Below are 19660 nucleotides of genomic sequence, written 5' to 3' on the forward strand. Positions count from 1 at the left end.
GCGGTACGTGAGCCTCCGACGCGCCATCGCCATCGCCCTCCCGCCGACCGCGGGCCGGTCATCCGGGACGGGCACGGTCCCCGTCCGACCGTGCCCGCCGTGCCCGCTACCCCATTGATAGCGTTAACATTTATCAACGTCAAGGCAATGACATGTTTCTGCATCCTGGCCGTAACGCATTGACGGCGGCAAACTCCGTCGCCCGTCCGACCGCGTCCAGGGGTTTGGGGATGCGCGGGGCAGGACGGCCGAGCGGTGCCGCCTACGCCGTGGCGGGGCGCCACCCAGCCCGTGACGGCAGGCCGCTCAGGCGGTCGCGCCGCCGTCGATGGCGATCGAAGCGCCGGTGATGTGCCGTCCGCCGTCGCCGACCAGGTGACTGACCGTGGCCGCCACGTCGGCCGGCGCCGCGTACCGACCGAGAGCGATGTGCGACCGCTGGGCGTACGCGCCGGCACTGTCCGCCGGGTTCATGTCGGTGTCGGTCGAGCCGGGCAGGATCAGGTTGACCGTGATCCCGCGCGGTCCGAGTTCCCGGGCCAGCGCCCGGGTCAGCCCGTTGACCGCACTCTTGGTCATCGCGTACGCGCTGACCCCGGGCGCCGGGACGCGGCTGGCGAAGCTGCTGCCGATGTTGACGATCCGGCCCCCGTCGCCCAGGTGGCGTACCGCCGCCTGGGTGGCCAGGTAGACCCCGCGCACGTTGACCGCGACAGCCCGATCGAGGTCGTCGAAGCTGACCGACTCGATCGGCCCGCCCGCGAACACCCCGGCGTTGTTCACCAGGATGTCCAGCCGCCCCAACTCGGCGACGGTCTGCTCCACGGCACCGACGACCGCTGCCGGATCCGCGCTGTCCGCACGGACCGGCAGGCCCGTACGCCCGTACGCCTCGATGTCGGCCAGCACGGATTGCGCGCTGTCCCCCGCGGTGCGGTAGGTGAATGCGACATCGATGCCGTCAGCGGCGAGCCGCCGCGCGACGGCGGCACCGATACCCCGGCTGCCACCCGTGACCAGCGCGACCCTGTTGCCACATTGGACCGTCATGCCGGCAATCCTGACAGTTCACTCAGGACAGCGGCGAGGTGGGGCCGTGCTCAGAACGGGTGAAACCGCTCGAAGGGCGGCTCCACCAGCGCCTCGGGCAGCCGGATGGCCCGGCAACGGGGCACCAGTTCCGCCGTCGGGTCGTCGCCGATGTGGCGCAGCGTTCCGTCGGCGAAAGCGTCGGGAATCGCGGTCCAGCCCAGGTTCTTCTCGTAGTACCGCACGGCGGTGCGCACCGACGGCGTCCAGTCGTCATCCAGCACGATCAGACCGCCCGGCCGGACGATCTTGCGCAGGAAGTAGAGATCCACGAAGACCTCGTGAAAACGGTGGCTGCCGTCCACGAACGCCGCATCGACGACCAGACCGTCGGTGACGAGTTCCGGAAGCGCGATCGAGGACCATTCGCGCATCAATTGCACGGTGGAGTCCAGACCGGCGGCACACAGCAGATCCCAGCCGACATTCGCGTACGCCGGCTCCTGAAAGGGATCGACAACGACGTGCCGGGGATGCGGCGGGTCAATCGTGACCAGCGCCTCCCCGATCGCGAGAGCGGAGCTGGCGTACGCGAGCCCGACCTCGACGAGAGCCTCGACCCGATCAGAGATCAACAGGTCACGGAGCAGGTCACAGTCCCGTTCCGGCAGGGTGACCGTCTCGAAGTCCCGCTCATGATCTCGCGTCCACGGCGGACCGTACTGCGCGAGCTGGCGGCGCACCCTGCGAACCCGTGCTGCCCGGTCGTCATCCTGCATCCCGCCAGTCTGAACCAGCTTGGGCTCCCCAGCCGTGATCAGCTGCCGGACAAAGACGAAGGGCAGGTGCTCGATTTCCGAGGACCCGCCCTTTGTCTACTGCTTCGGTGGTGGAGCTGAGGGGATTTGAACCCCTGACCCCCTCGATGCGAACGAGGTGCGCTACCGGTCTGCGCCACAGCCCCTCCGCCGGCCAACCGGCGTCGGTCCCACCCGGCTGTCACCGGGCGGGCCGGCGACAAGGCTAACAGGTCGAGCGCTTCCGCCGCGAACCACCCCGCCCACCCAGCCTCGCAAGATCCGCCACTGCTGTCCACGCTATCGCCGTCGGCGATCCGTCCATGCCATCAGCAGTTTCCCCGATAGTGCGGCCTTCGGCCCGGTTGAGGCAGCGTCTTCCCCGAACTTGTCGCCTCGCCCGATCGAGGGGTTCGCGCGTGGGGCGGGGTCAGGCGCTGTGGGAGCCGGGGCCGGCCTCGTAGGGGCGGCCCCGCAGGCCACCGGCACGACGGTAGGACACCGAGCCGCCGCCGTTGGCTGCCTGCGGGAGGTCGGCTGGGCGGTCCAGGCCCATCGCGCTGCGCCGGACGGACTCCCGCTGGGCCGCCAGGCGGCGCTGCGCCTCCCGGCGGGCAGCCGACCGGCGCGCCTGCTCCCGGCGTACCTCGGCCTGGCGGGCGGCCAGCCAGGCGGCCTCGCGGGCCAGGGCCCGGCGTCGGCGGCGGTCGGCCACCGCGCGGGCGCGCAGGTGGACGACGTACACGATCAGCAGGGTGGCGGTGACCGCGAAGCTGATCCAGAAGCCGGGGCCCACGACCAGCACGCCGACCAACTCGACGGCGTTGAGCAACACCAGCGCGGCCAGCACCCGGCGGCGACGGTAGATGGCCGGGGTGTGGTGGTGCCGCCGGTCGGGGCGGCGGCGGGACCGGCCCCCACCCGCCGGTACGGCGCGCAACCGGCTCGGCCGACCGGAACGTCGGGGCAGCGCGCGCCCGGCCGCCCCACCCCGCGCTGCCTCACCGGTGCGGCCATCACCTGCGTCATCAGCGGGACGTGAGCGCGGTACCCGGCCGGGCGCCGCACCCGCACGAGGCGGCGTGGGAACCGCGCGCCGCAGGGCGGGCGGGCCGGAGACCGGGGTGGCCAGCTCTCCCGAGTCGGGATCCTCGCTGAGCGTGATCACCAGGGCGCGGGACGGGTTGACCGGTCGCCGGCCGGGGACAGTGCGACGGCGTCGGCGGCGCTGGAGCACCCGCGCCGTCGACTGCGCCCGCTCCGCCACCAGCCGCTCGGCGGCGTCGTACCGGCGGACCAACGCCGGCGCGAGGGCGAGCAGCCCGGCGGCGGCGAGGACGGCGAGGAGCACCGAGGTCGGCACCCTCACCCCTCCCGTCACCAGATTCGGAGCAAGCGCCGACCGGCCGCAGGATCTTTCACCGATCGGCATCGGCGACGTGAATCGTGCGGGGCGGGCAGCGCCTGCCGCAGCTTGCAGTTACCTGAGGTTACGGGTCACCGTCGCCGGAACCGCCGCGCCGCGCCGATCCCGCACGTGGGACGGCTCACGGGGTGCGGGCGCGCAGCCGGTGCCACCGGGCCAGCAGGCCGCCCTCGGCGGCGATCTCCTCGCTGGTCATCGCGTAGCCGATGTGATCGCGCCAGGCACCGTCGATGTGCATGTAGCGCGCATGGTACGCCTCCTCGCGGAAGCCCAGCTTCTCCACCACCCGACGGGACGGGCGGTTCTCCGGGCGGATGTTGACCTCGATCCGGTGCAGACCGCCGGAGCCAAACGCGTGGTCGACGGCTAGCGCCAGCGCGGTGGGGATGACCCCTCGGCCGGCGACCCGCCGGTCCACCCAGTAGCCGACGTACCCGGAGCAGAAAGCCCGACGCACGATGTTGCCCACGTTGATGTGACCGACCAGCCGCTCCACGCCGTCCTCCTGCAGGCAGACCGCGAACGGCATCCCCTCGCCGGTACGCCCCGAGCGTCGCAGGTCGCGATAGACCCAGCGGAACGTCGCCGGGGAGTTCAGGTCGTCCCAGTCACCGGGTACCGACGACTCCCAGGGGGCCAGCCACTCCCGGTTGGCCCGGCGCACCTGCGACCAGGCCGCCGCGTCCGACCGCCGGTACGGCCGCAGCAGCACCGGGCCGTCGGAGAGCACGGCCGGCCAGCCAGGCGCCCGTCGGAACACCGAACCTCCACTCCCGAGCGTCACCGGCGGGTCACCGGCGGCGGTCCAGCAGCAACACGTCGACGGTGGAGCCGGCGGCGGCGGCGGTCACCCGCTCGCCGAGAACGAGAAGTCCGTTCGCCTCTGCCAGGCCGGAGAGCGTGAACGGGCCGCCATTGAGCGGCTGAACAGTGTAACCCCCACCACGCCGCTCAGCGACGTGCGCGGGCCGGAACTCGCGTAGCCCGGCCGGCGAGGAGACGGTCTCCAGCAGGTGCGCCCGTACGCTGGGACGGAAGACCGGCTCGGCGCCGGCCAGCAGGTTGATCGCGGGCCGGGCCAGCACCTCGAAGCCGATCATCGCGGCCCCCGGGTCGCCGGGCAGACACACCACCGGCACCTCCTCGGCACCGACAGTGCCGAACCCGAGGGCGGTACCGGGATAGAGCGCCACGTCGGTGAAGGTGACCGGACCGGCGCGGCTGCCCTCCCGGCGCGACAGGATCCGACGGACCATGTCGCCCGGCCCGGTGCCGGTGCCGCCGGTCGTGATGATCAGGTCGGCCCGCAGGGTCTGGTCCTCCAGCAGCCCACGCAGCCCCTCCGGGTCGTCGTCACAGATGCCCACCCGGTAGGCCAGCGCCCCCACCTCCGCCGCCGCGGCGGTCAGGGCGTGTGAGTTGGCGTCCACGACCTGGCCGGGCTGGCTGGCCCGACCCACGTCGACAAGCTCGTCGCCGGTGGCCACGATCACCACCCGCGGGCTCGGACGCACCACCACATGGCCGATGCCGGTCGCGGCGAGCACCGCCACCAGGGCCGGCGAGACGTAGGTCCCGGAGCGGGCGAGCAGCGCGCCGGCGGCCACCTCCTCGCCCGTCCGACGGACCCCGTACCCCCGCTTCGGAACCCGGAAGATCTCCACCGCCGCCATGCCCTGGTCGGTCCACTCCACCGGGACGACCACGTCGGCGCCGATCGGCAACGGCGCCCCGGCCGCCACCGAGAAACACGAACCCGGGGTGAGTCGGACCGGCCGCCAGCTCGCCGCGCCGAGATCACCTACGACATTGAGCCGTACGGTGCGACCGCCCGGCCGACTCGACTGGGCCGGGACGTACCCCACGCCCCGGCCCCCGCCCGAGATGTCCTCCCAGCGCGCGGCGTACCCGTCGACGGCCGCCTGGTCGAAGGCCGGGAACGAGTGCGGGGCGACGACGTCCTCGGCGAGGACGTTGCCGTACGCCTGGGTGAGGTCGAGGTCGAGCGGAGGCAGCGCGCGCAACCTGCGCAGCACGCTGCCCAGGTAGTCGGCGAGCGGCGTCAACCCGTTTTCGGCCGCCTCGGCGTCGGCCGTCGCGGTCATGTATTCGGACCGCCCGACGCGTCGGAGTTGACGAACTCGGCCAGCCACTTGCGGAACTCGCTACCCAGGTCCTCGCGGGCGGCGGCGATCTGGACCACGGTCTGCAGGTAGCCCAGCGGCATGCCGGTGTCGTAACGGATGCCGCGGTAGACGATCGCGTGCACCGGTGTGCCCTCGGTACGCAGGATCTCCATCGCATCGGTCAGTTGGATCTCACCGCCGCTGCCGGGCTGCGTCCGCCGGATGGCGTCGAAGATCTTGCCGGGCAGCACGTACCGGCCGAGCACGGCGAGGTTGCTCGGCGCGTCCTCCGGCTTCGGCTTCTCCACCATGCCGGTCACCTTCACGACCTCACCGATGTCGGTCAGCTCGGCCTCGGCCGGCTCGACGGAGGCGATCCCGTACCGCTTCGTCTCCGCCGGGTCGACCTCGAAGAAGGCGAGCACCACCCCGCCCGTACGCGCCTGGAGTTCCAGCATCGCCGGCAGCAGCGGCTCGCTGAGGTTTACGAACTCGTCGCCGAGCAGCACCGCGAAGGGCTCGTCGCCGACGTGCGACTCGGCGTACCCGACGGCGTGCCCGAGACCCAACTGCTCCGGCTGGCGGCAGGTGTAGATGGACGCCAGTTCCTCGGTGCGCTTGACGGCGGCGAGCAGGTCGGGCTTTTCCGCGAGCCGTTCCTCCAGGTCGGGGCGACGGTCGAAATGGTCCACCATCGACGTCTTGCCTCGGCCGGTGATCAGCAGCACGTCACCGATGCCGGCCTGGGCGGCTTCTTCGACGATGTACTGCAACACCGGACGGTCGACCACCGGCAGCAGTTCCTTGGGCACGGCCTTGGTGGCCGGCAGGAACCGGGTGGCCAGGCCGGCGGCCGGGATTACGGCCTTGACGGCACGGGGACGGCCGGTGGCGGTGGCCGCTGAGGGGTTCGCTGAGTGCTCCGACATGTCGCGAGACTATCGGCCATGGCCCTGCCTCGGCGGGTGAGGACCAGAAGACGCGCCGCCCGCCGGACCGGTTCTGCCGGTGCCGATGATCCCCCGGTCCGGCCGGCGGAGCGCCGGTGACCGGCCCCGCCCCGACCGATCTCAGGCCCAGCCGACGGATCGTCGCCGACAGGTGCGGGCCCGGCCCGAGTAACCGACGCCGACAGGTCCGGGCCCAGCCCGACGATCGTCGCCGGCAGTTCAGGACCCGGTCGACGGATCGCTGGCGGCGACCGGCATGTCGGGCCCCGCCCGGGGCAGTCCGTCGACGGGGCTGCGGGCCGCCGCCGGCACCGGTACCTCACGGGTCGGCGACGGCTCCCGGGCCGGTGCCAGTCGCCAGGTGTCCCGGCTGGCGGTCTTCGCGGCGTACAGCGCCTCGTCCGCCGCCGCCAACACCTGCGGGCCGGTGTCGGCGTGATCGGGGAAGACGCCGATGCCGATGGAGACGGTCACCGGGATCGATTCGCGGACACCGGCGTGCCCCACCGCCGTCACCGGGGTGTCGCGAACGGCCGCGCCGAGCCGTTCGGCGACGATTGTCGCGCCCCGGGCGTCGGTCTCCGGCAGCAGCACCACGAACTCCTCGCCGCCTCGGCGGAAGGCCAGGTCCACCTCGCGGATCTCACCGCGTACCCGCCGGGCGAACTCGGCAAGCACGGTGTCCCCGGCCGCGTGCCCGTACGTGTCGTTGACCCTCTTGAACCGGTCCAGGTCGAGGGCGAGCACGCTGACCATGCGGCCGAACCGGCTGGCCCGTTCCACTTCCCGGCGCAGCGACTCCCGCAGGTACCGGTAGTTCCACAGCCCGGTCAACGGATCGGTGAGCGACAGTCGTTGCGCCTCCTCGTGTACGCGTACGTTGTCCACGGCGACCGCGGCGTGCCGGGCGAAGGTGCGCAGGGTGGTCAGGTCGTCGTCGTCGAACTCCTCCCCGCCCAGGCGGTCGTAGAGGGCCAGCACACCCAGCACCACCTCCGCCGGTCGATCCGGCGCGTCGGCCACCGGGGCCACACCCGGTGCGTCGCCGGTCGCGTCGGGGGCGGCGAACGGCACCGCGATGTACGTCCGGCAGCGCGGCTCGTCCGGTGCGACGCCTGTCGATTCCAGCCGACCTCGCCGGGGCTGACCGGTCGCGGCGACCGCGCCGACCACCCCGCTGCCCAGCGGCACCCGCATCGGCGCGGCACCGGGCTCACTGTCGTCGAGTCCGGCGCTGCACCGGGCGACGAGTTGCTCACCCTGCTCGGTGAGCAGGACGGCACCGGCCCGGGCCCCGGTCGCGGCGAGCGCGCTGTGCAGGATCACCCGCAGGATCCGGGGCAGGTCATGGGTGCTGGCCAGGGTGTCGCCGAGTACGGCAAGGTGGCCGCGCAGCTGGTCCCGGCTGCTGGCCAACGCCGCCAGGTAGCCACCCGTCTCGCGGGTCATCCGATTGAAGGCGACGGCCAGCCGACCGATCTCGTCGCCGCTGCGTACCGGCACCCGGGCGGTGAGATCGCCGGTGGCGACCCGGTCCGCCGCACCGGCCAGTTCCACAAGCGGCCGGGTGGTGACCCGGGCCAGCCGCCAGGCCACGGCCACCCCCAGCAGGGCAGCCATCAGCACCACGGTGACCAGCACCGCGTGCAGGCCGGGCGGCTGGTCACTGGGCACCGAGAGCACCAGGGGCAGTGGCTGCCCCACGGTCGGGCCAGCACGGCGCACGTACCGACCGTCGGTGGTGCCGGTGACATGCTCGTCGCGCAGGGAGGCCGCAGCGGCGAGCACCGCGTCCCGACCGGTGCCGGACTCGGTGGTGTGGGCCACCTGGATGGGGGCGAGCCCGTCGAGCAGGGTCACCGCCACCCCGGTCGCCGCGGCGAGCCGCGCGACGAAGGCGGGATCGATCGGGAGGGCGGCGGCGACCGTACCCAGTGCCGAGCCGGCGGCGTCACGCAGCTGCACCCGCACCACGAGGGCACTCACCGGACCGCCGGGCGCGGCGCGCGCCGTGCAGTCCCGCCAGGGGGCCGGGGGCGGGTCGGGGGTGGCGTAGCTGACCCGGCCGGTCACGTCGGTGACGAGCACCGCGGCGGCCAGGCCACGACTCACCACCTGAGCAGCGGTTCCGGCGTGGTCGGCGGTGACGGCGACCGCGTCGGCGGCGGCGCGTAGCTGCTGGCAGAGGGCGTCGATCGAGGTACGGACGGCCGTTGCGGCCACCGCCAGCCGCTCGGTGGCACGGCTGCGGTCGACCGCCGCCACGGTGGAGGCGACGAAGACGGCACCGAGCAGGACCGGGCCGAGCGCCACCGCCAGGAAGGCTGCGGTCAACCGCCCGCGTAGCGTCAACGCTTCCCCTTCCCCCCGGAAGTTGCGCGACCGATACCTGCGATGCTGACACAGAGCGACGGCGGGACGAGCGTTGCGTGAGGAGTGTTGCGTGCCGGAATTTGCTGAAGGAGCGGAAGTGGCGCATGACGCGAAGCGCGTCGCGCGAGTCGGGCTGCTCGCGCAACGTCGCGCCCGCACCGAAGACGAGCGCGCGGCCGCTGCGGCGCGCGTCCAGGCCGAGCTGACTTTCCTGGTACGCCGGCTGCGGCCGGGCCGGGTGGCCGCGTACGCCCCGGTCGGTGCGGAACCGGGTGGGCCGGACCTGCCGACGCTGCTCGCCGACGCGTTGCCCGCCGGGGCGGATCTGCTGCTGCCGGTGCTCCGCGACGATCTCGACCTGGACTGGGCCGCCTGGGACGGGCCGCAGGCGATGGTCGCCGCCGGGCGGGGCATCCGCGAGCCGGTCGGGCGCCGGCTGGGCGTCGCGGCCGTCGCCACCGCCGACCTGGTGGTGGTGCCGGCGCTGGCGGTGGACCGACGGGGGGTCCGCCTGGGTCGCGGCGGCGGGTCGTACGACCGCGCCCTGGCGCGGGTGCCGGCGACCGCCCTCACGGTGACGCCGCTGTACGACGGCGAGCTGCTTGCCGAGTTGCCGGCCGAGCCGCACGACCAGCCGGTACGGGCGGTGGTCACGCCGACCCACGGCCTGCTGACCCTCTCGGGTGTCGTGCCCCACACTTCCGCTGGACGAATCGGGGGGCGATGACGCACCATTGGCACTCGAATACGTCGAGTGCCAATCGGCCGTGCCAGATCCGGAGGAGAACGTGCCCACGTACCAGTACGCCTGCACCGCGTGCGGTCACCAGCTCGAGGCGGTGCAGTCCTTCTCTGACGAGCCGCTGACCGACTGCCCGGCGTGCGAGGGACGACTGCGCAAGCTGTTCAACTCGGTCGGCATCGTCTTCAAGGGCTCGGGTTTCTACCGCACCGACTCCCGCTCCTCGGCCTCGGAGACCACGTCGAACGGGTCCAGCGGCAAGTCGGAGTCGGCGTCCTCCGGCTCGAATTCGTCGAACGGTTCCAGCTCGTCCGGTTCCACCACGTCCAACGGCGGCTCGTCCGGTGCCGGCAGCGGGTCGTCCGGGGGTTCGTCGGGAGGATCCTCCGGCGGCGCGAGCAAGCCGACCGCCACGGCCAGTTCCTCCTGACCGGTCACCGGTGCCAGGCCGGCCGGGACGGGCGCTCACGGCCTCTTCGCCGCCCTGCACCGAGCCGGCCTGCGGCATCAGCCTTCCCGGTGCGAGCGGCTGGCCCGGGCTCAGTCCCAGTGTGGCGGGCGCTCGGCGAGCAGCCAGTCGTCGTTGCCGCCGGCCCGCTCGCCCCACCCGTGGTCGGTGTCGTCCGCCGTCTGCTCCGGTAGCACCACGAAGTCGTCGGTCAACTCGACCGCACGATCGTCATCGCCCCGCCTATCGGATTCGCGAGTGCTCACGAGCGGCAAGACTAACGCAGCTGCGGCGCTGAAGAATCCCGAGCAACTTCGGCGATGGTGCTGGGTCTCGCTCGCGCGAGGCAGCACCATCGCCGAAGTTGTCCGAGCCAACCGCTACGGGCGCGGCCTGACGGTGTGGCGATGAGGTGGTTGGTAGCGTCGGACGGCGTGACGATGCCCCGACCCGGTCCGGATCCGGACGATCCGTGGCGCCGACCCGACTCCGGCGACGGGCCGGACTCCGACCTCAGGACCACCCTGAGCCCGACCAGCGGCACTGACTCCGATGGCGGCGGTGACCTGACCGGCACCACCAACCCACCTCACGCCTCGGCCCCGGGGACCCCCGCCCCGGGCGCCCCAAGCCCGAGTGGCGGACCGAGCCGCACCGACACCCCAGGCCCGCGCCCTGGGCAGGTTGCCTCGGGCGGAGCGGGCGGCTACGCCGGGCCGCCACCCACCACCGCGCCGCCGCCCGGTTGGCGGCCCCCGGTACACCTGCAAGCGGCACCGCCCCGCCAACTACCGGCCCAGGACATGGTCAGCCTGGACGCGCAGGAGCAGCGGGCGCAGCGGGTCACCTGGGCCGTCGGCGCGGTCGCCGGAGCCGTCCTGGTGGTGCTGACCTGTCTGCTCTGCACTCGGCTGCTGTTCTGACCAGTCACCGGGGCCACGTGCTCGTAACGGGCCGTGGACGGCCTACTCGTAGGTGTTGCCCCAGACCATCTCGGAACCGGAGTGACCGGTGAGCCAGACGTAGACGAGCGCGGCGACGCCCAGGCCCAGCACCACGACCGACAGCACCGCAGTCACCCAGCCGGGCAGCTTCGGCACCCGGGGGTGGTTGCTGGTGGCGACCAGCAGCAGGATGACCGCCAGGCCGAGCCCCAACGTCACGCGGAACAGCACTTCGCCGTGCGCCGCGTGCTCGTTGATCTTGTCGAGGATCTCGCCGGAGAACCCCCGCTCGATCTGCCGGGCCTGTAGCGCGTCACCGGACCTCGTGGCGACCCACGCGGTGATCGGGGCGACCACCGCCAGGGCCGCCACCGCCCAGTCCAGCCGGGCGCGGAACCGGGGCAGCACGATGTACGCGAGGGCGAGCAGCACCAGCAGCGGCACGAACACGACGACCGCGTGCACCACCAGTACGTGTAGGGGCAGGCCCAGCGCCTTCTCGAACATCGGCACCTCCGAAGGTGATCGTGGGTGTCAGCGTACGGGCCCATGCTTGATCCGCCCAACGCCCTGTTGCTCCACACGCAGGCCCGACCCGACGGGTTCAGGTCGGTCGGCGTGGCACCCTTGACTGGTGGATACCGTCGACGTCGGCCTGTTCGGTCCCGGTTCGGTCACCTGGAAGCTGCACCAGGAGCCCATCCTGTTCGTCGCCGGTCTGCGTTCCCTCTACCTTCAGGCGTTGCATCCACGGGCGATGGCCGGCGTGGCGCAGAACAGCAACTACCGCCAGGACGCCTGGGGACGCCTGATCCGCACCGCCGACTACGTGGGCACCATCGTCTACGGCACCACCGACGAGGCGGAGCGGGCCGGACAGCGGCTACGTCGACTGCACGCCCGGATGACCGCGGTCGATCCGGCCACCGGCGAGCGGTTCCGGATCGACGAGCCGGACCTGCTCCGCTGGGTGCACGTCACCGAGGTGGAGTCGTTCCTCGACACCGCGCGGCGGGCCGGCGTACCGCTGGACGCCGACGAGGTGGACCGCTACTACACCGAGCAGCGACGGGCCGCCGCGCTCGTCGGGCTGGCACCCGAGACCGTGCCCGGCACCGCCGCCGAAGTGGCCGACTACTACCGGCGGATCCGACCCGAGCTGCGGATGACCCGCGAGGCCGCCGAGACCGCCCTGTTCCTGACCGCTCCACCCCTGCCGTGGAAGCTCAGCCTGCCGGCCCGGATCGGATTGAATCTCGGCCCGCCCCGGTGGGCGTACCTGGGCATCGCCGGCACGGCGCTCGCCCTGCTGCCGCCGTGGGCCCGGCGGCTGTACGGCGGACTGGGCCTACCGACCACCGCACTGTCGGCCGACGTGACCGTACGCGCGCTGCGGCTCGCTCTCACCGCCCTGCCCCGCGACTGGCGGGAGGGGCCCATGCAGCGCGCGGCAAAGGAACGCGCGGCGCGACTCATCGCCGCCTCCAGCACCACCTGACCCACCGCCACGTTGCCTCCATCCGATCGTCCACCGCCGCTACGGGTCAGTCTTCCTCGGTTGCCGGCCCGGCGAAGCGTTCCACGGCGGCCCACGGCTCCTTGCCGGGTAGGGCGGCACCCGTCGGGCACGTACGCCGATAGTCGCACCAGGCGCAGCGCGGGCCAGGGGCGGTCGGAAAGGCGTCGTCCGGATCAGCGCCGTCGGCGACGGACCGTTCGGCGGCCATGATGTCGCGTGCGGTCTCCTCAGCGCGGGTCACCTGCCGCGCCAGCGACTCGGCACTGTGCTCGTGTGCGGCGACCGTGCCGCTCGGCAGGTGGTGCAACTCGACCCGACGGCAGGGTCGACGGAACACCCGCTCGGCCGCGTACGCGTACAGCGCGAGCGCCTGCGAGCCGCGCGCGTCGTCGCCGTCCAGCCCGGCGCGGCCGGTCTTGTAGTCGACGATGACCAGCTCGGGCCCGTGCGGACCGGGCCGCGAGTCAATCCGGTCGGCGCGGCCGTTGAAGGCGAGCACCCCGGTCTTCACCGCCACCACCCGTTCCACCCCGATCGGCTCGTCGGCCGGATCGAGCCCACCAACGTACGCCTCCAGCCAGCCGAGCGCCCGCCGGTAGGCCGCACGCTCCTGCTCGTCGTCGCGGTAGCCCTCGCGTACCCAGGTGCCCTTGAGCAGGGTCGGCAGCGCCTCCGGACGGCGTCGGTCAGCGGGCAGCGCATACCAGTTCTTCAGGGCGGTGTGCACGCTGGCGCCGAGCGAGTTGTGCGCCCAGGGCGGCCCCTTCGGCGGTGCCGGACGATCAACGTAGGAGTAGCGGTATCGCCGTGGACAGTCGGCGTACGCACCGAGGCGGCTCGGCGTGCAGACGAACAGTCGCTCCGGCATGCCCTCGAAGCCGAGTTGCTCGGGCTGCGCGTCACGGGGCCGGGGCGCGCGGCCACCGGCGGCGGGTCGTCCGGCTGGAGAGGCTCGTCGCACGACCTGATCCTGCCATCCACCCCCGACAGACCGGGCGGGCCGGTCAGCCGCCGCCGTTGTACTGGGCCACGAACGCCGCGATCGCGTCCGCGATGAGCTGTACGGCGATCGCCGCCAGCAGCAGGCCGGCGATCCGGGTGAGCACCTCGATCCCGCCCGGACGCAGCACCTTCACGATGCCGCCGGAGAATCGCAGCACGATCCAGACCGTGAGCATAACCGCGACGATGGCGGCGGCGATCGCGGCGAAGTCGCCCGCCCCGTCGGCCCGCTGCACGAAGAGCATCGTCGCCACGATCGCGCCGGGCCCGGCCAGCAGCGGCGTACCCAGCGGCACCAGGGCGATATTGGCGGTGGCCTGTTTGGTCGGGTCGTCGGTCTTGCCGGTCAGCAGTTCCAGCGCGACCAGGATCAGCAGCAGCCCACCGGCCGCCTGCAACGCCGGCAGGTCGACGTGCAGGTAGGCGAGCAGGGTCTGACCCGCCACCGCGAAGATCACGATCACGCCCAGCGCCAGCGCGACCGCCTGCCAGGCGGCCCGGTTGCGCTCCCGCGCGGACAGCGGGCCGGTCAACGCCAGGAAGATCGGCATCATGCCGGGCGGGTCGACGATCACCAGCAGGGTCACGAAGACCTCGCCGAAGAGCTTGAGATCCACCCGGTCACCGTAGCCGTGCCGGTCGGCGTCGAAACCCAGGTCAGCCCGAAGCGACCTCAGTCACCCCGGAGGCGGCGGCAACGATCCGTTCGTACGCGTTGACGCCGGTGGTGAAGGCGCCGAGCCGGACCGTCTTGTGACTGCCGTGGAAGTCCGACGAACCGGTCACCAGCAGGCCCAGTTCGGCGGCGAGACCGCGTACGTGGGCCCGCTCGGCGGGTGAATGGTCCTCGTGGTCGGCTTCCAGGCCGACCAGCCCCGCCGCCGCCAGTTCGGCGATCAGCTCGTCCGGCACGATCCGGCCGCGCCGACTGGCCCGGGGGTGGGCGAACACCGCCACGCCGCCGGCCGCCCGGATCAGCCGTACGGCCCGAAACACGTCGATGTCCTCCTTGGGCAGCCGGTACCGTTCCCCCAGCCACTCCGGCCCGAACGCCTCAGTGGTGGTGGCGACCAGACCGGCCCGGATGAGCGCCTGGGCGATGTGCGGCCGGCCCACCGTCCCGCCGCCGGCCAGGGCCAGGATCTCCGGCCAGTCCACATCGATGCCGTCAGCACGCAGCAGGTCCACCATCCGCTCTCCCCGGGCCAGCCGCGCTGCCCGCACCCGGGTCAGCTCGGCGACCAGTTCCGGGTGCTCCGGATCGAAGAGGTACGCCAGCAGGTGCAGCGGCACCGGGGGCTGCTCGCCGTCCCATCGGCAGGAAAGCTCCGCGCCACGGACCAGCCGCAGCCCGGGTGGCAGGGCACGCAGCGCCGGCTCCCAGCCGTCGGTGGTGTCATGGTCCGTGATCGCCACCACGTCCAGTCCCGCCGCGGCGGCGGCACGCATCAACTCGGCCGGGTCGAGCGTGCCGTCGCTGGCCGTGGAGTGAGTGTGCAGGTCGATCCGCGAGGTCATCGCCCGCCGTCACCGGATGCCCGGTCAGCCACCGCTCACCACCACCGGTAGCTCACCGGCGGGGAGGCCGGGCAGGGCGGTCGGCACGGCGGGACGGCCTTCGGTGACCCGGTCGACGGCCACCCGCACCAGGCCGCCGGCGGCGTCGGCGTAGTAGGCCGTGTCGGGCGTACTCCAGACCACGGTGCCGGTCATCGGCGGCCCGGCGGGCCGTACCCCGGTGGACGTGTCGAGCCTGGTCAGGTCCACCAGCAGCGCCGAGTCCTCACCTGCCGACCGACCGTTGACCAGCAGCCAGCGCCCGTCCGGCGACACCGCACCCCGGCCGTCGCCGGCCGACTCCGGCCCACAGTCCGGCTGGCCGGTCCCGAGATCCCGGGCCGGGTCGAGCAGGATCAGGCAGGCGGTTGGCCCGGTGCCCGGGGTGATCTCGCCGACCAGGCGGCCGTCGGGCAGCGCACCGAAGATGTGGGTACTGGCCCGGTCAGCGCCCTGGACCAGTGGGCCGGGCCGTAGTGGCCACAGCACGTGGCCGGGGCGGTCGGGCGCCAGCCTGACCAGCACGGCGCCGTTGACGAACCGCAGCGGCACCGCCTCGGCCGGCACCTCGGCCCGTACGGTGGTGGCGAGTTCACCGTTGACGATCCCGGCGGCCGCCAGCACCGTGCCCTGTTTCCAGGCGACCTGCCGGCCGTCTGCGTCCAGGACGATCTCGTCGGCACCGGCCAGCAGCACCTGCGCGGTGCCGTCCGCAGCCACCGCCCACAGGAACCGCCCGGCCAAGGTCGGTGCCCCGACGGCCAACCAGCCACGGCCGTCGGTGAGTCGATGTGCCCGTTCCACCTCGCCGGTGCCGAGCAGCGCCACCCGCCGGCCCTGCGCGGTGGCGATCGATCCGTCAATCAGCAGGTCGACCTCGGCGAGCGGGGGCGCGGTGTCCGGCCCGGGCGGCGGGATGGTGCGATCGACGAGCGGCCGTTGATCCGGGTCTCCGATCACCACCGTGCCGCCCGTCGGCGGCCGGTTGTCGCGCAGCTGCAGGCTACCCGCGCTGACCGCAACGATCGCCAGCACGGCCAGGCCCACGCCGGCCATGGTCCGGCGGCGCTGAATCCGGTTGGCCTGTCGGATCGCCGCACCGGCTGGATCGGCGGCGACCGCACGCGTTACGGCTGCCCGCCGGGACATCATCTCCCGGAGGGCACCTTCCAGGTCATTGGGCGGCACGTCCAATGAACGATCCGGGAACCGGCTCTGGTTGTCATGAGCTGGTGGTTTGCGCTTCACCGTCGCTCTCCGACAAGCGCCGTTCCGGGCCGGCCGGCACCCTCCGGTTGCGGATTTCCGGCGCCGGTCCGGTTGCCCGGCTGCTCGACCCGCCCCACCGTCCCGGTCGGCTGCGCAGCCTGCACCGACCTGCCGGTCGGCTGCGCGGTTGTCTCCGACCTACCGGTCGGCCGCGCCGTCGACTCCGAACTGCCGGTCGGCTGCTCGGCTCGCTCCGGCCTGCCCGCGCGGAAGCCGAAGGTTTCCTCAGCGCCGATCCGTCGACGCAGGGTGGCCAGTGCCCGGGAGGTCTGACTCTTCACGGTGCCCGGCGAGATCTCCAGCATGGCGGCGGTTTGCGCCTCCGACATGTCCTCGTAGAAACGCAGCACCAGCACCGCACGCTGTCGGGCGGGCAGCGCCCGCAGGTGCCGCCAGAGCACGTCCCGGTCCAGTTGGCGTTCGATCTCGTCGGTGGCGGCCTGTTCGGGCAGCACCTCGGTCGGACGCTCACCGTGCCAGCGACGCCGCCACCAACTCGTCGAGGTGTTGACCATGACACGTCGGGCGTAGGGCTCGATTGCCTCGATCCCGCCCAGCCGCTTCCACGCCAGGTACGTCTTGGTCAGTGCGGTCTGGAGAAGATCCTCCGCCGTGCCCCAGTCCCCGGTGAGCAGGTACGCGGTACGCAGCAGGGCGCCGGAACGGGCCGCGACGAAGTCGCGAAACTCCTCTTCCAGCGGGTTGCTGCTGGCCACACGCCACCTCCGTGCCTGATCCTGCCGCAGCCTGCCACAGCGTGACCAGCGGGTCGAGGACGGAAGGTGCGCAATATCTCCGATGTTCGGTCAGGAAGTTTCAGGCGCCGTCGTCGGCCTTCGCCTCGTCCTGCTCCTTGCCCAACCGGGCCTCGACTGCCTGCGGCTCGTACATCTCCTCGACGACGCGCAGATAGAGCTCGTTGGGGTTGGGCAGGTTCTTGACCTCGCGTAGCGCCTGCTCCTGACCGGCGGACTCCAGCACGAAGGTGCCGTAGTTGAGTGCCCGACCCGCTGGCGTCTGCTCGTACTTCATGTCGGTCACCCGGACCAGCGGCATCATCGCCACTCGCCGGGTGATGATCCCGTTGACCACCATGACCCGTTTGTTGGTCAGGATGAAGCGGTCGTACCACCAGTCGGCGACCCGCCACGCCACCCAGCCCATCACCGCGAACCAGAGCAGCACCGCGATCGTGGTGAGCGCGCCGACGTCCTGACCGGCGAGGAAGCCGGAGAGGTAGCCGAGCACGAAGGTGGCGGCGATGCCGACGATGATCGGGGTGACGAGGTGGACCCAGTGCCGCTTCCACTCGCCCCGGTACCGCTCGGTCGGGAACAGGTATCGCGCGACAAGCGAGCTGGGCTCGTCCTCAAGGGGCAACACCCGGCGGGGGGTGGCACCGCTGGCGTCGGCGCGCAGTCCGGCCAGCTCCTCCTCGGAGATCTCCGGAGGCAGATAACCGGCCTCCGGATCGCGCACCCAGGCCCGACCCGACCGCCCCTCGCCGGCGTACCCCGGACCGTCGCCATAGCCGGCGTCGTCGGAGAAGGACGGACCGTCGGAGAGGCGAGGGCCGGAGCCGTAGCCCGGCCCCTCGTCCGGATCGATTCGGGGGATCGGCTCTGTGTCGCGTTCCCGGCGGGCCCGGTCGGGGTCGTCGGGATCGAAGGGTGGGCCGGAGGGGCTTCCCATCGGAGGCTAAGCGACCAGTGAGGTGAAGAAGTCGCCGAAGCCTTGGGCGATGTCCATGATGCCGCCACCCAGCGACTTGAACACGTCCGCGGCGGAATTTGGCCGGTAGGCGACGAAGAAGATCAAGAATGCGATTCCGGCCCAGGTGAGGACCTTCTTGACCATGGCGGGCCATCCTCTCGCGCGGCGCCGGGTCCCATTACCGCAGCGGCACCCAGAGTATCAGCGTGGTGTCTTACCGTGAATATCTACGTCCGTTCTCCGACATTCCGGGAGACTTGTCAAGCCTTCCCGTGCAGGTACGGAGATGGGGCGCCGTACACGAGCTCGGGCGGCGTCCACTCGACCAGGTCGTGCAGCAGCACGTCCTCCGCGAGCAGATGCCCCGCACTCGCCGGCCAGGCTATCGCATAGAGCCACATTCCCCGAGCCTCGCCGGCGTACGCGCTTCGATCCGGCAGTGAGTTCACCAACCACAGTGGAGTCGGGTGGCCGGCCACCCTGATCCCGGCGCGTCCGACATGGCCGGGGTGCCCCGGGCCCGGGTCGGTAAGCGCCTCGGCCAGTTCCGGTCCGGCATCCGGGCCAGGCACCCCGGCGTATCGCGTGCCCAGTCCCACACCGGGCTCCTCGGCCACGAAGACCAGGTCCGCCGGCCCACCGCCCAACGGGGCGGGCCCGGCGCAGGCGACCGCCGTGGCGCGCACCCCGAGCCGGTCGTCGCCGGCCCACGCCACGCCCGTGGTGGTCCAACCCGGAGGCAGCGGCCACGGACACCACAGCGGAACCGAAGGCTGCTGCGGCTGGGCGGCGGCCTGGATGTGTTCCACCACGCTGGCCACGATCTCGGCACCAATGTGCTCGGGCACGTGCAGGGGAGCCACCGGTCCGCAGTCGGGGCAGCGGGATTCCGGATGCATGAGATCCGGCGCCCGGACCGACCCGCCGCATCTGGGACAACTCACCGCAACCGTCACCACTCCACCGTCACCCGCTGGCCGCCACCCGTCAAGCCGAGCGCCCGCATTGCCCCCACCCCACCGGCCCCCGCCTCACGCATCGGCGCTCGATCATGAGGTTGTTTTCCTCCCCTCGGCGTGTCGCGACAACAACCTCATGATCGACCGCAGTTGAGGTGGGGCGGGTGGGCTGCTAGGTGGGAGGTGGGGTGGCGTGGGTGCGGATCCAGGTGTGCATGGCGATTCCGCTCGCCACCCCGGCGTTGATCGAGCGGGTCGAGCCGTACTGGGCGATGGAGAAGATCTCGTCGCACGCGGAGTGCGCGGCCGCGGAGAGCCCCGGACCCTCCTGACCGAACAGGAGGACGCACCGCCGCGGCAGCGTGGCGGTTTCCAGTGGCCGACAGCCGGGCAGGTTGTCGATGCCGACCAGCGGCAGGCCGCGCTCCGTCGCCCAGACGATCAACTGATCGATCGTCTCGTGGTGGCGTACATGCTGGTAGCGGTCGGTGACCATGGCGCCGCGGCGGTTCCAGCGCCGCCGGCCCACGATGTGCACCTCGGCCGCGAGAAACGCGTTGGCGTTGCGGACCACCGTCCCGATGTTCAGGTCGTGCTGCCAGTTCTCGATCGCCACGTGGAAGTCGTGCCGCCGCCGATCCAGGTCCGCGACGATCGCCTCGCGCCGCCAGTAGCGGTACTGGTCGACCACGTTGCGCCGATCCCCCGCGGCGAGCAGCTCCGGGTCGTAGCGGGGATCCTCCGGCAGGTCACCTGGCCAGGGACCCACGCCGACGTCGAGCTGCTCACCGGTCACGGTCACGCAG

22 protein-coding genes and 1 tRNA gene are annotated in these 19660 nt (G+C 72.3%); 3 read left to right on the forward strand and 20 right to left on the reverse strand.

Annotated features, from left to right (window positions below):
• Window positions 1-306 precede the first annotated feature (306 nt).
• From Vse01_RS07610 to Vse01_RS07645, 8 genes are all read right to left on the reverse strand, one after another.
• A complete protein-coding gene (locus Vse01_RS07610; protein WP_093408278.1) occupies window positions 307-1050 on the reverse strand; it encodes an SDR family NAD(P)-dependent oxidoreductase in 744 nt (247 codons plus the stop codon).
• Between the two features lie 50 nt (window positions 1051-1100).
• Window positions 1101-1808, reverse strand: coding sequence for a class I SAM-dependent methyltransferase (locus tag Vse01_RS07615; protein ID WP_093408280.1), 708 nt, complete (start codon window positions 1806-1808; stop codon window positions 1101-1103).
• 108 nt (window positions 1809-1916) lie between these two features.
• Window positions 1917-1993, reverse strand: a tRNA-Ala gene (locus Vse01_RS07620).
• A gap of 263 nt (window positions 1994-2256) precedes the next feature.
• Window positions 2257-3189, reverse strand: a complete 933-nt coding sequence (locus tag Vse01_RS07625; RefSeq protein WP_093408283.1) for a hypothetical protein — start codon at window positions 3187-3189, stop codon at window positions 2257-2259.
• Between the two features lie 184 nt (window positions 3190-3373).
• A complete protein-coding gene (locus tag Vse01_RS07630; RefSeq protein WP_170863557.1) occupies window positions 3374-3982 on the reverse strand; it encodes a GNAT family N-acetyltransferase in 609 nt (202 codons plus the stop codon).
• A gap of 61 nt (window positions 3983-4043) precedes the next feature.
• Window positions 4044-5357, reverse strand: coding sequence for a molybdopterin molybdotransferase MoeA (locus Vse01_RS07635; protein ID WP_093408287.1), 1314 nt, complete (start codon window positions 5355-5357; stop codon window positions 4044-4046).
• Window positions 5354-6307 carry a UTP--glucose-1-phosphate uridylyltransferase gene (locus Vse01_RS07640; protein WP_093408290.1) on the reverse strand — a complete coding sequence of 318 codons (954 nt, stop codon included), beginning with the start codon at window positions 6305-6307 and terminating at the stop codon, window positions 5354-5356. Before Vse01_RS07640 ends, Vse01_RS07635 begins: the two co-directional genes overlap by 4 nt.
• A 240-nt stretch (window positions 6308-6547) precedes the next feature.
• Entirely contained in the window at window positions 6548-8680 is a 2133-nt protein-coding gene (locus Vse01_RS07645; protein ID WP_093408292.1) for a GGDEF domain-containing protein, read from the reverse strand.
• Window positions 8681-8771: 91 nt separating this feature from the next.
• Here Vse01_RS07645 and Vse01_RS07650 point away from each other — a divergent pair, with 91 nt between their 5' ends.
• Window positions 8772-9428, forward strand: coding sequence for a 5-formyltetrahydrofolate cyclo-ligase (locus Vse01_RS07650; RefSeq protein WP_093408295.1), 657 nt, complete (start codon window positions 8772-8774; stop codon window positions 9426-9428).
• Between the two features lie 216 nt (window positions 9429-9644).
• On the opposite strand, the gene Vse01_RS29280 is transcribed toward Vse01_RS07650, so the two are convergent.
• Window positions 9645-9881 (reverse strand): hypothetical protein, encoded by a 237-nt coding sequence (locus Vse01_RS29280; protein WP_232511380.1) that lies wholly within the window; start codon window positions 9879-9881, stop codon window positions 9645-9647.
• 102 nt (window positions 9882-9983) lie between these two features.
• The gene (locus Vse01_RS07660; protein ID WP_170863548.1) at window positions 9984-10157 is read right to left on the reverse strand and encodes a hypothetical protein; all 174 of its coding nucleotides are present in this window, start codon (window positions 10155-10157) and stop codon (window positions 9984-9986) included.
• A gap of 174 nt (window positions 10158-10331) precedes the next feature.
• Here Vse01_RS07660 and Vse01_RS07665 point away from each other — a divergent pair, with 174 nt between their 5' ends.
• Entirely contained in the window at window positions 10332-10814 is a 483-nt protein-coding gene (locus tag Vse01_RS07665; protein ID WP_232511378.1) for a hypothetical protein, read from the forward strand.
• Window positions 10815-10856: 42 nt separating this feature from the next.
• Here the strand turns inward: Vse01_RS07665 and Vse01_RS07670 are convergent, their stop codons facing one another.
• Window positions 10857-11342: a DUF2231 domain-containing protein gene (locus tag Vse01_RS07670; protein WP_093408297.1), complete on the reverse strand. Its 486-nt coding sequence runs from the start codon at window positions 11340-11342 to the stop codon at window positions 10857-10859.
• Window positions 11343-11469: 127 nt separating this feature from the next.
• Here Vse01_RS07670 and Vse01_RS07675 point away from each other — a divergent pair, with 127 nt between their 5' ends.
• Entirely contained in the window at window positions 11470-12333 is an 864-nt protein-coding gene (locus Vse01_RS07675; RefSeq protein ID WP_093408300.1) for an oxygenase MpaB family protein, read from the forward strand.
• 46 nt (window positions 12334-12379) lie between these two features.
• Here the strand turns inward: Vse01_RS07675 and Vse01_RS07680 are convergent, their stop codons facing one another.
• The 9 genes from Vse01_RS07680 to Vse01_RS07720 form a co-directional block, all read right to left on the reverse strand.
• Window positions 12380-13222: a RecB family exonuclease gene (locus Vse01_RS07680; RefSeq protein ID WP_373870657.1), complete on the reverse strand. Its 843-nt coding sequence runs from the start codon at window positions 13220-13222 to the stop codon at window positions 12380-12382.
• Between the two features lie 136 nt (window positions 13223-13358).
• Complete coding sequence (locus tag Vse01_RS07685) at window positions 13359-13973, reverse strand: MarC family protein (protein ID WP_093408305.1); 615 nt, start codon at window positions 13971-13973, stop codon at window positions 13359-13361.
• A 40-nt stretch (window positions 13974-14013) separates the two neighbouring features.
• Window positions 14014-14874: a PHP domain-containing protein gene (locus Vse01_RS07690; protein WP_093408308.1), complete on the reverse strand. Its 861-nt coding sequence runs from the start codon at window positions 14872-14874 to the stop codon at window positions 14014-14016.
• A gap of 24 nt (window positions 14875-14898) precedes the next feature.
• The gene (locus Vse01_RS07695; protein ID WP_139233208.1) at window positions 14899-16101 is read right to left on the reverse strand and encodes a hypothetical protein; all 1203 of its coding nucleotides are present in this window, start codon (window positions 16099-16101) and stop codon (window positions 14899-14901) included.
• A 56-nt stretch (window positions 16102-16157) separates the two neighbouring features.
• The gene (locus Vse01_RS07700; RefSeq protein WP_232511367.1) at window positions 16158-16898 is read right to left on the reverse strand and encodes a SigE family RNA polymerase sigma factor; all 741 of its coding nucleotides are present in this window, start codon (window positions 16896-16898) and stop codon (window positions 16158-16160) included.
• Between the two features lie 100 nt (window positions 16899-16998).
• A complete protein-coding gene (locus Vse01_RS07705; protein ID WP_093408313.1) occupies window positions 16999-17874 on the reverse strand; it encodes a PH domain-containing protein in 876 nt (291 codons plus the stop codon).
• Between the two features lie 6 nt (window positions 17875-17880).
• Window positions 17881-18039 (reverse strand): hypothetical protein, encoded by a 159-nt coding sequence (locus Vse01_RS07710; RefSeq protein ID WP_007455302.1) that lies wholly within the window; start codon window positions 18037-18039, stop codon window positions 17881-17883.
• 116 nt (window positions 18040-18155) lie between these two features.
• The gene (locus Vse01_RS07715; protein WP_348774982.1) at window positions 18156-18854 is read right to left on the reverse strand and encodes a DUF6758 family protein; all 699 of its coding nucleotides are present in this window, start codon (window positions 18852-18854) and stop codon (window positions 18156-18158) included.
• Between the two features lie 172 nt (window positions 18855-19026).
• On the reverse strand, window positions 19027-19650 hold the full coding sequence (locus Vse01_RS07720; RefSeq protein ID WP_093408585.1) for a TrmH family RNA methyltransferase: 624 nt from the start codon (window positions 19648-19650) through the stop codon (window positions 19027-19029).
• Window positions 19651-19660: the final 10 nt, after the last annotated feature.

Source organism: Micromonospora sediminimaris (assembly GCF_016863575.1).
Taxonomy (GTDB): domain Bacteria; phylum Actinomycetota; class Actinomycetes; order Mycobacteriales; family Micromonosporaceae; genus Micromonospora; species Micromonospora sediminimaris.

Bases quoted from the DNA above. Each gene is read 5' to 3' on its own strand.
- Vse01_RS07615 (WP_093408280.1), bottom strand. From the start codon at position 1,808: ATGCAGGATGACGACCGGGCAGCACGGGTTCGCAGGGTGCGCCGCCAG.
- Vse01_RS07640 (WP_093408290.1), bottom strand. From the start codon at position 6,307: ATGTCGGAGCACTCAGCGAACCCCTCAGCGGCCACCGCCACCGGCCGT.
- Vse01_RS07610 (WP_093408278.1), bottom strand. From the start codon at position 1,050: ATGACGGTCCAATGTGGCAACAGGGTCGCGCTGGTCACGGGTGGCAGC.
- Vse01_RS07635 (WP_093408287.1), bottom strand. From the start codon at position 5,357: ATGACCGCGACGGCCGACGCCGAGGCGGCCGAAAACGGGTTGACGCCG.
- Vse01_RS07665 (WP_232511378.1), top strand. From the start codon at position 10,332: ATGCCCCGACCCGGTCCGGATCCGGACGATCCGTGGCGCCGACCCGAC.
- Vse01_RS07705 (WP_093408313.1), bottom strand. From the start codon at position 17,874: ATGGGAAGCCCCTCCGGCCCACCCTTCGATCCCGACGACCCCGACCGG.
- Vse01_RS07680 (WP_373870657.1), bottom strand. From the start codon at position 13,222: ATGCCGGAGCGACTGTTCGTCTGCACGCCGAGCCGCCTCGGTGCGTAC.
- Vse01_RS07710 (WP_007455302.1), bottom strand. From the start codon at position 18,039: ATGGTCAAGAAGGTCCTCACCTGGGCCGGAATCGCATTCTTGATCTTC.
- Vse01_RS07690 (WP_093408308.1), bottom strand. From the start codon at position 14,874: ATGACCTCGCGGATCGACCTGCACACTCACTCCACGGCCAGCGACGGC.
- Vse01_RS07670 (WP_093408297.1), bottom strand. From the start codon at position 11,342: ATGTTCGAGAAGGCGCTGGGCCTGCCCCTACACGTACTGGTGGTGCAC.